Here is a 13645-nt window from a genome sequence, read left to right on the forward strand (position 1 = left end):
CCATTAGTAATCAATTGGCCACGGACCGTCAAGTAGCCTCGCGGGAGCTCCAGCGGTGCGCGGCGGTCAGGAGGCGGGCAGGACGTCCAGGCGCTTCAGGAGGTCGCGGGCCAGCGGGACGCGCTTGCCGGTGTCGCCGTCGGCGTTGACGTCGATGTTCAGCGCGAACGTGTACAGCCGGCCGTCGCGCTCGACCCAGCCCACCCACCAGCCGATGGCGGGCTTGACGTCGAAGGCCCAGCCGGTCTTGGCGTACAGGGCGTAGCCGTCCTTCTCCTCGATCTTCAGCATGTCGCGGACCAGTCGCTGGTTCTTGATGGAGGCCGGCAGCTTCTGGCGGGCGAACCTGGACAGGAAGCGCGTCTGCTCGACGGCCGAGATCTCCAGCGGACCGTCGAGCCAGAACCGGTCGACCACGGTGCCGACCTCGCGGTCGCCGTACCCGAGGCGGTTGAGCCACTGCCGTTCCTTCTTGAGCCCGATCCGGCGGGCGATCGTCTGGAAGACGGGGACGTTGGAGGCCCTGATCGCGTCGCCGAGGTTCATGTCCTTCTCCCACTCGGGGAACGGCTGGGGCTTGCCGCCATAGGGGATCACCTCGTTCTCGTCCTTGACCGCGCCGGTCTCGAGCGCGACGAGGGCGTGGGGGATCTTGAAGGTGGACGCGGGGATCAGGCGGCGTTCGGCTCTGGCGCGGTCGACGACGGTGGTACGGCCGGTCCCGACGTCCATGAGGGCGAAGGTGCCGCGTACGCCGGCCTGGTCGAAGAGGGCTCGCAGGTCGTCCCTGACGATCGGACCGGCGGGGGAGGCGGCTTGGGCGGGTGCGGGGGTCGCCGTGGCGGGGGCCGCGACGCCTGTCAGGGCGGCGACCGTCAAGAGGGCGGCGTTCAACATCATCATGGGGCGCTTCATGCGGGAGATCAGACCAGCCGCGTGGCGACGTGTCCAATAGTGATATTGACCGTCCATCGATATAGGAACGGATATCGTGCCTGGCCGGGAGCAAGAGGAGGCCCGGCCATTCCCTGGGGAAGGCCGGGCCGGACCCGCTTCTTCTTCTCGACGCTTTCCCGCAAACCGTTGACATTCCCTTGCAGAATGTCGCAACGCCGAATCATGACGCCGCATCTGACGGCCCGTCACGCGGGCGCGTTACGCGGTGTCCTGTGCTTCAGCGTGATCCGGTTCGCGCGCCGTGCCGGTTCGAGCGTGATCGTGCGTGCCATTGCCGGAACATGGCGCAGATCATGGGTGATCATGATGGTGGTGCGCCCCTCCATCAGCCGGGCCAGCGGCTCCATGATCCGTGCCGCCGTGGACTCGTCCAGGCCGGTCATCGGCTCGTCGAGCACCAGCACCGGCGCGTCCCGCAGGATGGCCCGCGCGATCGCGAGGCGCTGCCGCTGCCCGCCCGACATCAGACGTCCCCGCTGCCCGATCGGGGTGTCGTACCGCTGGGGCAAGGTGTTGACGAAGTCGTGCACCCCTGCCAGCTCGGCCGCCTGCACGACCTCGTCGAGCGTCGCCTCCGGCCTGCCGTACGCGATGTTGTCGCGGACGGTCCCCGAGAACAGCAGGCTCTCCTGGTGGAGCAGCGTGATGTTGTCGCGGAGGGAGGCCATGGTGATGTCGCGGATGTCGGTGCCGTCGAGCAGGATCCCTCCGGTCAGAGGGTCGTAGAAACGCAGGAGCAGCTTGGCCAGCGTCGACTTGCCCGCGCCGCTCGGCCCGGTCACCACGACGAGTTCGCCGGGTGAGACGGTGAACGACAGGTTCAGCAGCGCCGGCTGGCGGCGCTTGGGATAGGTGAAGGAGACGTGGGCGAATTCGATGTACCCCCTGCTGCGCGCGGCCAGGGGTACGGCGGTGGCCCTGTCGGCGACCGCGGGACGTGCCCGCAGCACCTCCATGACCCTGTCGGAGCCAGCCGCCGCCTCGCTGACGGTGAGAGCGATCTCGCCGAGGCTCTGGACGGACGGATACAGGTAGGCCAGGTAGGCGGCGAACGCCAGCAGGCCACCGATGGTGAGGCGTCCTGAGGCGATCTCCCAGGCACCGAAGCCGATGATGACGATCAGGCAGATGGTCTCCAGCACCTGTACGGCGGGGCCGTACGCGCCGGACAGCCACGCCTGCGTCATGTTGGCCTTCAGCCAGGTGCGCCCTTCCCTGTGCAGATGGCGTGACTCCGACCGCTGACGGTTGTAGGCCTGGACGAGTGACTGGTTGGACAGGCTCTCCTCGATGACGCTGTTCATCGCGCCGTTGCTGAGCCGCTCGCGGGCGGCCGCGGTCCTGAACCGGCCGGCGAACAGCTTCGACACCAGCAGGAACGCGGGAACGAGCGCCATCGTCACCAGCGCGAGGTCCCATCTGATGTAGAAGGCGGCGCCGGCGAAGAAGATCACGCTGGCGAGTGTGGTGACCACCTTGACGAGCCCCGACCCGACGAGTTCCTCGATCGCCTGGATGTCGTCGGTGAGCCTGGCCATCAGGTCGCCGAGCTTGCGGTTGTCGAAGAAGTCGGGCGTCAGGGTCTCGAGGTGGGCGAAGACGGCGTCCCTCAGCTTGAGCAGGAAGCGCTCGGCTCCCAGCGCCGTGACGTAGGAGCCGGCGAAGGAGAAAAGGCCCGCGACCACCGCGAGCCCCAGCCATGCGAGGGCGGGGCGCCAGAATGCCCCGAGATCACCTGCGCTGAGCACCGCGTCGGTGATGTAGCCGAACAGTGCGATCGTCGCCACCTCGCACAGTGCGGCCATGATGGCGAGTACGACGCCCGCGGCGAACAGCTTCCGGAGGCCGCGGGTGTAGGGCCAGAATTCCCCGAATGTCCTGCGGATGGTGACGGCGGGAGCGAGGGGAGATCGGTCCCGGGCGGTAAATGAGAGCCGACGGGAAATCCATCGGCTCTCACGGGAACTACCTATCACCACCATCCGCCCCACCAGCGTCGGCGCCAGCCCCAGCCGCCACCCCAGCCACCGCAGCCGCACCTACGCCGGCGACAGCCCCACCAGCTCGCGCTTGTCGTCGGGCTCGGGAACAGTTTGTTGAGAGTCATTTTTCCTCCCCGTGATGTGCTGTCTCTCACAACAGGACGTTAGCACCCAAATCGGGATGAATCATCAATTGTCGTGCATATTGAACATCTCTTTGCGGCGAGACCTCAGGAAGATCAAAAGGCGATTTACGGTAAATCGCCGATAAACCTCGCACAGGATTCCCATACCTTGCCGGAACTGGGTCAATGCCGCCTCAAGCGGGTCTCCGCCGATCGCCGGATGGAGCAAATTTCGCCGTGATTTCGTTGTACGGGCAAAGAGGTCCGCGCAACAATCCGGACACAAAATTCCATGCGGGTATACGGATATTTCGGCATAAAGATGGTGATCTAACGGCGTGTCGCCACGGTTATGCCGCCCACGGTCAGAGCGAGTCGTCCCGCTGCGGCGGCCGGGACGAGCACGTGTGGCACGCGGTACGGGGGCGCGCGTAGTCGTACGCAAGCGCCTGCAGGAAGGGGAGAGGGGGTCGGGGGCGAGGGGAAGGGGGAGGGGCGCAGGCCGTGCACCACGCAGCGGCCTGCGCGAGCAGGCGGCTAGACGCCTGCGCGGGCGCGGCTGCTGCCGCCCATCGACTTGTCGAACATGGCCATCTCAGAGGTGTCCTCCTTGTCCACGTGGGTCTCCTCCATCCGCAGCGCCACCCCGAGCATGAAGAGCGTGGGCGCCCACTCGCCGATGAAGATTCCCCACCGGTCGGCCCTGTCGATCCCCGCGTCCTCGGCCGACGCGGAGATCAGCCAGGAGCAGATGGACGCGCCGATGGCGGCGAATCCCGCGACGTACATGTGGCCGGACCTGAGGCCCATCTGATGCAACTTCTTGATCATCTAAGATCCCCCCTTGTCGTGGGGAACCTGCCCTACCCTGCCGACCAAAACCCGGCATGCGGGCCAAAGAGTTCGTATTCCGACCGCTGGAGGACATCATGACCGCTGACCGTCACCGCCCCGGCTATGTCCGCCGCCGCCTGGGCAGAGCGTTGCTCGCGTACGCCGTCGCCCTGCTCGTCGCCGCGATCGTGGTCGCCTTCTGGTGGTTCACCAGGTGATCGGGGTGGCGCCGGATATTCGGATGTGGGGTCGCGCGTAGATCGCCTCCCCCACATCCGCCTCGACGGCGGGTCGAAACCGAAGGAGCACCACCGTGGCACGTGATCCCCTCGCCGCGGTCTCGACGACCGCGACGCCGCAGAGCCGGCCGATCTCCGGCCGTACCGACCAGGTCCCCAACGCGGCCGGCGGCTACGTCTTCGCCAAGGACCTGTGGACCAGGCTGGAGGACTTCCTCATTCTGGGCACCACGGGCGGCACCTACTACGTCGGTGAGGACAGGCTGACGGCCGAGAACGCGGATGTGCTGTTCCAGGCCATCGGCGAGGACGGGCCCCGGGTGGTCGCGCTGCTGACCGGCATCGCCACGGCCAGGCCGCCGCGCGCGCCGAAGCAGCGTCCTGCGCTGTTCGCGCTGGCCGCCTGCTATGCCAAGGGCGACGCCGACACCAGGCAGGCCGCCAAGTCGGCCCTGGCCAGGGTCGCCCGTACCACCGACCATCTGGCTCAGTTCTTCGGCTACTACAAGAACCTGGGCGGTAAGGCGACCGGCAGGGGCAGCGCGCCCGTCGTGGGCCGTAGCCTGCGCACGGCGCTCGGCTCGTGGTTCCTGACCGGCGACGCGGACGATGTCGCGTTCAAGGCGTGCAAGGCCGCCCAGCGCAGGACGCCGCAGGGTGAGGCGTTCTCGCTGCGTGACGTGCTGAGGATCGCCCACCCCGTTCCCGACGACGAGCGGCGCAGGACGCTGTTCGGGTGGATCGCGGGCAACGTCCACGACGATGTGGCCAGGGACGTGCTGCCCGCCGTCGACCGGTTCCTGAGCGCCAAGGCGGTCACGTCGGTCGAGCAGGCGGTGCGCGTGGTGAGCGAGGCGCGGGTGCCGTGGGAGTTCCTGCCCGACGCGATGCTGCGCGAGCCCGCGGTGTGGGACGCGCTGGTGGACACGGTCGGGATGACCGCGCTCATCCGTAACCTGGCCCGGATGACGCGCATCGGCACGCTCACGCCGATGGGCGAGGCCACGGCGCGCGCCGTCGCCCGGCTGTCCGACGCCGACGCGGTGCGCAAGGCCCGCATCCACCCGATGGACGCGTGGCTGGCCATGCGCGTGTACGGCTCGGGCCGCGCCCAGCCGAACAGGAAGGCGGACGCCCAGACGTGGACGCCGGTCCCGGCGATCCTCGACGCGCTGGAGGAGACCTACGAGCTGTCGTTCGGCGCGGTCGCGCCGTCGGGCAGGAGGCTGCTGGTGGCGGTGGACTCCTCCGGCTCGATGGGCCAGGGCGTCTACTCAGGCGGCTCGCTGCTCGGCACCGCCTACCAGGCGGGCTGCGCGCTGGCGGTCATGCTGGCCCGTATCGAGAGGGGCAACGTGCACGTGATCGACGTGGACACCGCGGTGCACGCGTCGAGGGTGACCTCGCGCACGAACCTGCGGGAGCTGTCCTCGTGGACGCCCTCGGGCGGCGGCACCGACCTGTCGCTGCCGTTCACGTGGGCGGCCGGCGAGCGGTTCGGCGCCGACGGGATCGTCGTCTTCACCGACAACGAGACGTGGGCGGGCCGCTCCCACCCGTCGCAGGCGCTCACCGCCTACCGCCGCTCGGTCAGCCCGGACGCCAGGGCCGTCGTGGTCGCGATGACCGCCGCCGGTTACACGATCGGCGATCCGGAGGACGACGGCGTGCTCAACGTCGCCGGCCTGGACGCCTCGTTGCCGATGGTGATCAACGGGTTCGTCAGGTCCTGACGTCCGGGTGCGCTCACAGGACCCGGTCCTAGAGGAGCTTGCCGAGCCCGCCACCGCCGCCGAGCAGCTTGCCGAGCAGGTCGGAGACGGGGTTGCCGCTGGCGTGGAACGGCGCCGGTGCGCCGGCGGCGGCGACGGCCGGCGCGGCTGCCACGCCCAGTGCCAGCGCCACGCCGGCGGTCATGATCGCGAAACGCTTCATTGTCAGTCCCCCTGTGGTGATCGTTGCCCGGCAGGCTATCGACCCGGGCGGCAAGGGCCCGTCAAGTGAGAGGTCGTGTTCATCAAGGGGGAGATGAGGCCTGGAGGGGAGGGTTGTGATACTTCTTCATGGTTCGCGAGCGTCTGCGCGAAACATCCTGATGTGGTGTTTTTGCCACGTCTTGGTGGGGCTCCTGGCACCTTGAAGTATGGACTCCTCGGAGGAGCGCTGGGTTTCCGCACTCCGTGACCAGGCCGCCCGCCTGGCCTTCCCCGAGTGGGTCCCCGGCCCCGACGACTGGACCTCCCTCTACACCAGCTTCGAGGAGGGCGGCGCGCCGCTGACCGAGGTGGCCGTCTACCGGGGCCATGATCGCATCCATTACATCCGCTTCACCGGCAACGAGCTGATCGCCTTCTGGACGAAGCTGGTCGACCGCATCGCCGAGTGAAACCCACCGCTGAACCCGCCGAAATTGTCGGTCGGGTACGAAAGACTGATGTCCATCATGGTGATCTCCCCTTCGCTTCCCTTCACCCCCGTGCGCTCCCCCTCGGGGGACATCGTGGTGTTCTACACGGGCACCGAGCCGCGCATGTCCCGTGAGCAGGCGCTGGCGCTGGCCGACCAGCTCCGCGAGCTGGCCACCGAGACGCCGGCCGCCGGCATGGCCCAGGCTCTTCGCTGGGCGGACTGATCACGATGACGCCTCCGACCGGCGAGCACCGGAACACGAGCCTGTACGTCGAGCTGGCGCTCACCGCCGCCGAGCGGGAGCGGGTCCGCGCGCTCGCCGGCGACGTGCCCGTGTGGTTCGCTCAGCCCAAGGAGCACACCCGGCGCGACGTCGAGGCGTTCGCCGCGGCGAGCGTCGCGGTCGGCAACTGCCCGCCCGAATGGCTGGCGCAGGCCGGCGACCTGCGCTGGCTGCAGCTGTCGTCCATGGGGATCGACAGATACCTGGATCTCGACTGGTCCGAGCTCGGGCGGCGCATCACCGTCACGAACCTGTCGGGCACGTTCGCCGATCCCGTCGCGCAGACCTGCCTCGCGGGCCTGCTCGCGCTGTACCGGGGCGTCGACGAGCTGGCGCGGCTGGGGGAGCGGCGGACCTGGTCGAAGGAGCCGATCAGACCCAGGCTGCGGCTGCTCACCGGGGCGTCGGTCGTCATCCTCGGCGCGGGCACGATCGCGCGGCGGCTGGCCGAGCTGCTGGCCCCCTTCGGCTGCCGTGTGACGCTCTACTCGCGCCGGATGAGCCTGGCCGAGCTCGACGCCCTGCTGCCGGAGACCGACGTGCTGGTGGGGTTGCTGCCGGGCACCGAGGAGACGGCGGGCCTGGTCGACGCGGCGCGGCTGGCGCTGCTCCCGCCCGGCGCGATCCTCGTCAACGCAGGGCGCGGCTCGCTCCTCGACGAGGACGCGCTGGTGGCGGCGTTGCGGGAGGGACGGCTCGGCGGGGCGGTCCTCGACGTGACGGCGACCGAGCCGCTGCCGGCCGGACACCCGCTCTGGAGCACCCCGAACACGCTGCTCACCCAGCACACCGCGGGCGGCTCCGACCAGGAGTCGGGCCAGATCCTCGAGGTGTTCGAGGACAACTGGCGCAGGTTCGTCGCGGGGGAGCCGCTGCGCAACGTCGTGCGGTGGTCGCGGGGCTACTGATCCCTCCCCGGACGGCCACCGCCCGAGGCCGCGGGATGGGCGGCCGCGGGGTGCGGGTCCTCAGGGTCAGCCCTTCACCGCCCCGCCGAGCAGGCCGGAGACGAACTGCTTCTGGAAGACGAGGAAGACGAGCATGAGCGGCAGCGTCGCCAGCAGCGCGCCGAGCATCAGGCCCGCGTAGTCGACACGGGTCAGCCCGGTCAGGTGGCTGAGCGCGACGGGGAGCACGTACTTCTCCTCGGAGTTGAGCATCAGCAGGGGCCAGATGAAGGAGTTCCACTGGCTCATGAAGGTGAAGATGACCAGGGCGCCGAGCTGCGGCCGTACCACGGGCAGCACGAGCCGGTAGAAGATCCGCAGGTCGCCCGCGCCGTCCAGACGCCCGCTCTCGATCAGCTCGTCGGGGAAGTCGAGGAAGGCCTGCCGCATCAGGAAGATGCCGAAGGAGTTGGCCAGGAACGGGATGACGATCGCCTGGTAGGTGTCGACCCAGCCGATGCTCGCCATCATCTGGAACAGCGGCACGAGCAACACCTGGAAGGGGATCATCATCGTCGCGAGAACCGCCGCCAGCAGCACGCCGCGGCCCCTGAAACGGAACTTCGCCAGGCCGTACCCGGCCATCGCGCTGACCAGCGCGCTACCCGCGGTGTAGACCAGCGCGGTGGCCAGGCTGTTGACGATCACCCTGCTGAAGCCGACCGCCTCCTCCAGCCCGCGCAGGTTGGCCAGCAGGTCGTCTCCCGGCAGGAACGGCGGCGGCGAGCGGAACAGCTCGCTCGTGTCGTGGGTGGAGGCCACCGCCATCCAGTAGAACGGCACGACGCTGACGAGCGCGCCCGCCGCGACGAGCAGCCAGACCAGCAACCGTCTCATTTCAACCACCTGAACTGCGCGTAGGACAGCAGGCCGATGATCAGCACGATCACCCACGCCATCGCGGCGGCGTAACCGAAGTCGAACTGCTTGAACCCCACCTGGAACAGCAGCAGGATCGGCGAGAGCGTCGCGTCGTCCGGCCCGCCGTCGGTCAGCACCTTGTTCTCGTCGAACAGCTGCAGCGTCCCGATCGTGGAGGTGATCGAGCAGAACAGGATCACCGGCTTGAGCTGCGGCACGATCACGCTGGTGAACGTCCGCCACGGGCCGGCGCCGTCGATGGCCGCGGCCTCGTACTGCGCCTTGCCGATCGACTGGAGACCGGCCAGCAGGATCACCATGTTGTAGCCGGTCCACCGCCAGGTGATGGAGGCGATCAGCGCCACCCGCGCCCACATCGGGTCATCCAGCCAGCCGATCTCGTGCCCGAGCAGCTGGTTGACCATGCCGCCCTCGGTCTTCAGCAGCACCCTGAACACCACCGCGTACGCCACCAGGGTGGTCACGGCGGGCAGGAAGAAGGCGACCCGGAGGGTGGCGCGGAAGCGCAGCCACGACTGGTTGAGGACATAGGCGAGCACCAGCGCCAGCCCGATCATGATCGGTACCTGGACGACCAGGATGAGGCCGACGTTCAGCAGCGACCTGCCGAACCTGGCGTCGGCCAGCAGCCTGGCGTACTGGTCGAGGCCCGCCCACGAGGTGACGCCGTCCTCGGTCCGCTGGAAGCTCTGCATCAGCGAGGCCGCCAGCGGATAGGCGAAGAAGACGGCGAACAGCGCGGTGGCGGGGCCCGCGAAGATCCACGGGATGAGCCGCCGGTGGCGGGGACCCGTCAGGGCCGGAGCCCCGACGAGCTTCTCGGTCAGCGCGGTCACGACGCCGCGATCTCCCGCTTGGTGGCGGCCGAGATCTGCTTGGCGGCCTCGTCCAGGACGGTCCTGGGATCCTCGCCGCCGACCACGGCGCGCGACAGCAGCGTCTTCAGCAGCTCGGCCGCCTCGGCGTCGTCGTCCGTGGACTCCACAGGCGGGATGTCGCGCACCTGCTCGGCGAAGATCTGGTTGACGGGCTGGCCGCCGAAGTAGTCGACCGGGGTGCCGAAGTAGGGGGCGGCCAGCGCGGGCAGGTAGGCGGGGAACAGGCTCTCGGTCTTCATCATCGACAGCTGGCTGTCCTTGTTCGCGGTGACGAACTCGGCGAAGGCGTAGGCGGCCTGCTGGTTGCGGGTCTGCCCGGTGACGGCGAGCATGGAGCCGCCGTTGGCCGAGGTGCGCACGCCGCCCGCCTCGAAGGCCGGCAGCGGGACCACCCCGAATTTTCCTGACAGCTCAGGCATCTCGGAGGTCAGCGTGCCGCTCCACCACACGGCGGTGGGCGCGGTGGCGGCCTTGCCCTCCTTGGTGGCGGTGACCCTGCCGTCCCAGCCCTTCTCGTTCTGCAGCAGGCCCTGCTTGTTGAGGCGGGCCATGAGCGTCAGCGCCTTCACACCCGCCGCCGAGTTCACCGCGACCTTGCCGTCCTTGAAGATCCCCTGGCCCTGCTGCTGGAGCAGGGTCGTGAACAGCGGGGTGATGTTGCCCAGATCGGAGACGAACAGCCGCTTGCCGGTCTTGGCCTTGACTCGCAGGCCCGCCGTGACGAGCTCGTCCCAGGTTGTGACGTCCTCGGCCTTGACGCCCGCCTGCTCGAAGTAGTCGCGCCGGTAGAACAGGCCGACGGGCGCGGAGTCCCACGGCAGGGCGTACAGCTTGCCGCCGGGACCGGACGCCGTCTGCCACTTGGCGGGGTCGAAGTCGCTCTTGTACTTGCCGGCGACGGGGGCGAGGTCGACCAGGCCGTTGGGGAAGTTCTTGGCGTAGGCCGAGACGCGCTCGTCCTCCAGGTGCACGACGTCGGGCAGGCCGGAGCCGGACTGGAGACCGACGGTGATCTTGTCGTAGACGTTGTCGTAGCCGACGTCGGTCACCTCGACCTTCACGCCGGGATGCAGCTTCATGAACTCTGGCGCCAGACGCTGCAGCGCCTTGGCCCCGACGTCGAAGGACCACACCTTCACCTCGCCGGACAGCTTCTGGGAGCTGGGCGCGATCGACGGCGCGGCTTGCTGGACGCCGCCCGTCGCGCATCCGGTCAGGGTGACCAGTGCCGCCACGGCGGCAAGGAGAGCTTTCACTTCCGCTCCAGGATGTACTATGTCACACGCTGAATAATGAGTTCTGAGTAAAGTACGCTGAATAAAGCCGGAGCGCTAGCCCTTCCTTGGCGCGCGCTCGGCTGTGCGCTCGGCTGTGCGCTTGACGACGGGCCGCCCGACGCCCGGCCGCGCTGCCGCCCTCGACCTCGCGCGCGAGCTCGACACGCCAACCCGGCTCGCCGGACGCGCCCGCCCTCGGCGCATCGGCTCGACGGGCGCGCCTGCCTCCAGCGTCGGCTCGCGGAACAGGCCCCCCGGCGTGCTGGCTCGGCGGGCGCGCCCGCCCCAGCGCACCGGCTCGACGGGCACGCCTGTCTCCGGCGCTGGCTCGCGGGGTGTCTCGTGGTTGGCTGTGAACCGGCCTTTCTCGGCGCCAGGCGGCGCCGCCCGCGAGCGCCTTCTTCGCGGGTGCGCGAGACGAGGAGGGCGAGGGGTGCGGACCGCCGGAGGCGGCGGGTGGTGCGGGTCTCTGCGGCGGCAAGCGGTGGCGGGCCTCCGGGGGGGCGTGATGTGGGTGGGCCTCGAGCCCCGGGCCGGCGGTGCGGCGAGGCCCGGGTGGTGAGCAGGCGGGCTTCCCGCCGTGGGGCGTGGTGCGGGCGGGAGGCTGATCCGCGGCGAGCCGGGCGAGGGCGTCAGGTTCGCGCCGCTGAGCGCAAGGAGTTCAAGGAGCTCGCGCGGGTGCCGGCGTGGATGGAGGCGCTCGCGCTGCAGCTGTTCGATCCTGATGACCGGAACAGTGGGGCCGGCCGCGTCCTCGAACGCCCCCGTGATTTTTGCCTCTCACCCACACGCCCGTCACCAGCGGTTTTGCGCGTTCTTTGACGTGAGCGTGATCACAGTTGACCGATTTGTAACCAACCGCCCTCTTGCTGGGGCGGTTGATGCGTTTGTACGGTCCCTTCATTGCCACTTAACAACTTGTTCAGTGCAGAGAATCGAGACGTTCGATGGCATCTGAGCCCTTGGGCGACCGGATCCGCGCCTATCGCAGCATGCGCCAGATGACCGTCAGGGGTCTGGCGGCGCAGGCACAGGCGAGTGCCAGCTTCATCAGCCAGTTGGAGCGCGGTCAGACCAGTGCGAGTGTCGGGATGCTACGGCGGATCGCCGTGGCGCTCGGCATCACGGTCGCCGACCTGTTCAGCGAAGAGGAGGCGAGCGGCCATCGCGTCGTCAGAAGGGCCGAGCGCCCCGAACTGCACGCGGGACAAGGCTCGCGCAAGTACCTGATCTCGCAGCGACCGCTCCAGAACCTGGAGGTGTACAGCGGCGAGTTCGAGCCAGGCGCCTCCACAGGGGACGAGCAGTACACCCACGGCGACTCCCAGGAGATCCTGCTCGTCCTGCGTGGCGCGGTAGCCGTCCACCTGGGCGAGAAGAGCCTGCTCCGGATGGGGCCGGGCGACAGCGTCGAGTACCGCACCTCCGTCCCGCACCGCGTCGTCAACGACGGCGAGGAGGAGGCCGAGGTCCTCTGGATCATCGGCCCGCCCACACCTGACTGACCTTCGATCCCACCCCCCGATCCCACCCTGACCCCACCACCCTGACCCCACCCCCCTGACCCCACCCCCCTGACCCCACCCCCCTGACCCCACCCCCCTGACCCCACCCCCCTGACCCCACCCCCCTGACCCCACCCCCCTGACCCCACCCCCCTGACCCCACCCCCCAAGAACCCCATTTCACGATCAACGAGGGGGCAACCATGCTCATGCGACCCAAGCGACTGGCCGGTACGGCTGTCGCCGCGGCCTCCCTCCTGCTGGCTGCGGCCTGCGGCGGAGGCGCCGCGGCGCCCGCGGACGTCGACCTCGGCTCAGGGCCCGCACAGTCCGGAGCCATCAAGAAGGACGCCCTGAAGGGCGTCAACATGACCTTCGTGTCCTACGGAGGCGTCTACCAGAAGGGCCAGCAGGACGCGGCCATCGACCCCTTCGCGAAGGAGTCGGGCGCCCAGGTGGTCCAGGACGGCCCGACCGACTACGCCAAGATCAAGGCGCAGGTCGACTCCTCCAACGTCACCTGGGACGTCGTCGACACCGACTCCATCTGGGCCGCGGCCCAGTGCGGCAAGCTGCTCCAGCCCCTCGACTACAAGATCATCGACAAGTCGAAGGTCCCTGACGGCCTGGCCACCGAGTGCAGCGTCCCCGCCATGCAGTACGGCATGGTCCTCGCCTACAACAAGGACAAGTTCGGGTCCAACCCGCCGCAGGGCTGGAAGGACTTCTTCGACACGGCGAAGTTCCCCGGCAAGCGGGCCATCCCCGGCAACCCGGGCGACTCGGCGCCCGGCCCGTTCGAGGCCGCGCTGGTGGCCGACGGCGTGGCCGCCGACAAGCTCTACCCGATCGACGTGGCCAAGGCGACCAAGAAGCTCGACACCGTCCGCGGTGACCTGGTCTTCTGGAAGACCGGCGCCGAGTCCCAGCAACTGCTGGAGTCCGGCGAGGTCGACATGGTCATGATGTGGAGCGGCCGCGCCTACGCCGGCATCAAGAACGGCGCGAAGTTCGACGTCCAGTGGAACGAGTGGATGCCCATCATGGACTCCCTCGCCGTGCCCAAGAACGCCAAGAACCCCAAGGCGTCCATGGCGATGATCAACTACTACCTGGGCGCCCAGCAGCAGGCCAAGCTCACCGAGCTGACCTCCTACTCGCCCATCAACACCGAGGCCAAGCCCCAGCTCGACGAGCTCGGCACCTCCTTCCTGACCACCCGCCCCGAGGTGGCCGACAAGCGGCTCAAGGTGGACGACAAGTGGTGGGCGGAGAACCAGTCCGAGATGATCGAGAAGTGGTCCGCCTGGCTCGGGGGCTGAGCACG

Annotated in this window: 15 protein-coding genes; 8 read left to right on the plus strand and 7 right to left on the minus strand. The window is 68.9% G+C overall.

Features of this window, described 5'->3' with window-relative positions; genetic code table 11:
* Positions 1 to 66 precede the first annotated feature (66 nt).
* Positions 67 to 897, minus strand: coding sequence for a class D beta-lactamase (blaOXA, locus tag ACFSKW_RS19695; protein ID WP_379574558.1), 831 nt, complete (start codon positions 895 to 897; stop codon positions 67 to 69).
* Positions 898 to 1142: 245 nt separating this feature from the next.
* Positions 1143 to 2939: an ABC transporter ATP-binding protein gene (locus tag ACFSKW_RS19700; RefSeq protein ID WP_379574559.1), complete on the minus strand. Its 1797-nt coding sequence runs from the start codon at positions 2937 to 2939 to the stop codon at positions 1143 to 1145.
* Between the two features lie 198 nt (positions 2940 to 3137).
* On the opposite strand from ACFSKW_RS19700, the gene ACFSKW_RS19705 reads away from it, so the two are divergent.
* A complete protein-coding gene (locus tag ACFSKW_RS19705) occupies positions 3138 to 3305 on the plus strand; it encodes a hypothetical protein (protein ID WP_379573723.1) in 168 nt (55 codons plus the stop codon).
* 296 nt (positions 3306 to 3601) lie between these two features.
* Here the strand turns inward: ACFSKW_RS19705 and ACFSKW_RS19710 are convergent, their stop codons facing one another.
* Entirely contained in the window at positions 3602 to 3895 is a 294-nt protein-coding gene (locus tag ACFSKW_RS19710; protein ID WP_379573724.1) for a hypothetical protein, read from the minus strand.
* Between the two features lie 98 nt (positions 3896 to 3993).
* Between ACFSKW_RS19710 and ACFSKW_RS19715 the strand changes: the two genes are divergently transcribed.
* Together ACFSKW_RS19715 and ACFSKW_RS19720 are read left to right on the plus strand one after the other, a co-directional pair.
* Positions 3994 to 4116 (plus strand): hypothetical protein, encoded by a 123-nt coding sequence (locus tag ACFSKW_RS19715; protein ID WP_379573725.1) that lies wholly within the window; start codon positions 3994 to 3996, stop codon positions 4114 to 4116.
* A 95-nt stretch (positions 4117 to 4211) separates the two neighbouring features.
* On the plus strand, positions 4212 to 5870 hold the full coding sequence (locus tag ACFSKW_RS19720) for a TROVE domain-containing protein (RefSeq protein WP_379573726.1): 1659 nt from the start codon (positions 4212 to 4214) through the stop codon (positions 5868 to 5870).
* A gap of 28 nt (positions 5871 to 5898) precedes the next feature.
* Here ACFSKW_RS19720 and ACFSKW_RS19725 read toward each other — a convergent pair whose 3' ends face one another.
* Positions 5899 to 6072 (minus strand): hypothetical protein, encoded by a 174-nt coding sequence (locus ACFSKW_RS19725; RefSeq protein ID WP_379573727.1) that lies wholly within the window; start codon positions 6070 to 6072, stop codon positions 5899 to 5901.
* Between the two features lie 208 nt (positions 6073 to 6280).
* On the opposite strand from ACFSKW_RS19725, the gene ACFSKW_RS19730 reads away from it, so the two are divergent.
* Genes ACFSKW_RS19730 through ACFSKW_RS19740 form a run of 3 tightly spaced genes read left to right on the plus strand, consistent with a single transcriptional unit; the run spans position 6281 to position 7737 of the window.
* Complete coding sequence (locus tag ACFSKW_RS19730) at positions 6281 to 6523, plus strand: hypothetical protein (RefSeq protein WP_379573728.1); 243 nt, start codon at positions 6281 to 6283, stop codon at positions 6521 to 6523.
* A 48-nt stretch (positions 6524 to 6571) separates the two neighbouring features.
* Positions 6572 to 6769: a hypothetical protein gene (locus ACFSKW_RS19735; RefSeq protein WP_379573729.1), complete on the plus strand. Its 198-nt coding sequence runs from the start codon at positions 6572 to 6574 to the stop codon at positions 6767 to 6769.
* A gap of 5 nt (positions 6770 to 6774) precedes the next feature.
* A complete protein-coding gene (locus tag ACFSKW_RS19740; RefSeq protein ID WP_379573730.1) occupies positions 6775 to 7737 on the plus strand; it encodes a D-2-hydroxyacid dehydrogenase in 963 nt (320 codons plus the stop codon).
* A gap of 66 nt (positions 7738 to 7803) precedes the next feature.
* Here ACFSKW_RS19740 and ACFSKW_RS19745 read toward each other — a convergent pair whose 3' ends face one another.
* Genes ACFSKW_RS19745 through ACFSKW_RS19755 form a run of 3 tightly spaced genes read right to left on the minus strand, consistent with a single transcriptional unit; the run spans position 7804 to position 10792 of the window.
* Positions 7804 to 8613: a carbohydrate ABC transporter permease gene (locus ACFSKW_RS19745; RefSeq protein ID WP_379573731.1), complete on the minus strand. Its 810-nt coding sequence runs from the start codon at positions 8611 to 8613 to the stop codon at positions 7804 to 7806.
* The gene (locus tag ACFSKW_RS19750) at positions 8610 to 9494 is read right to left on the minus strand and encodes a carbohydrate ABC transporter permease (RefSeq protein WP_379573732.1); all 885 of its coding nucleotides are present in this window, start codon (positions 9492 to 9494) and stop codon (positions 8610 to 8612) included. Before ACFSKW_RS19750 ends, ACFSKW_RS19745 begins: the two co-directional genes overlap by 4 nt.
* A complete protein-coding gene (locus tag ACFSKW_RS19755) occupies positions 9491 to 10792 on the minus strand; it encodes an ABC transporter substrate-binding protein (RefSeq protein WP_379573733.1) in 1302 nt (433 codons plus the stop codon). Before ACFSKW_RS19755 ends, ACFSKW_RS19750 begins: the two co-directional genes overlap by 4 nt.
* Positions 10793 to 11760: 968 nt before the next feature.
* Here ACFSKW_RS19755 and ACFSKW_RS19760 point away from each other — a divergent pair.
* The gene (locus tag ACFSKW_RS19760) at positions 11761 to 12318 is read left to right on the plus strand and encodes a helix-turn-helix domain-containing protein (RefSeq protein ID WP_379573734.1); all 558 of its coding nucleotides are present in this window, start codon (positions 11761 to 11763) and stop codon (positions 12316 to 12318) included.
* A 203-nt stretch (positions 12319 to 12521) separates the two neighbouring features.
* The gene (locus tag ACFSKW_RS19765; protein WP_379573735.1) at positions 12522 to 13640 is read left to right on the plus strand and encodes an ABC transporter substrate-binding protein; all 1119 of its coding nucleotides are present in this window, start codon (positions 12522 to 12524) and stop codon (positions 13638 to 13640) included.
* Positions 13641 to 13645: the final 5 nt, after the last annotated feature.

The organism is Nonomuraea mangrovi, assembly GCF_042681425.1.
In the GTDB taxonomy this organism is placed as follows: Bacteria; Actinomycetota; Actinomycetes; order Streptosporangiales; family Streptosporangiaceae; genus Nonomuraea; species Nonomuraea mangrovi.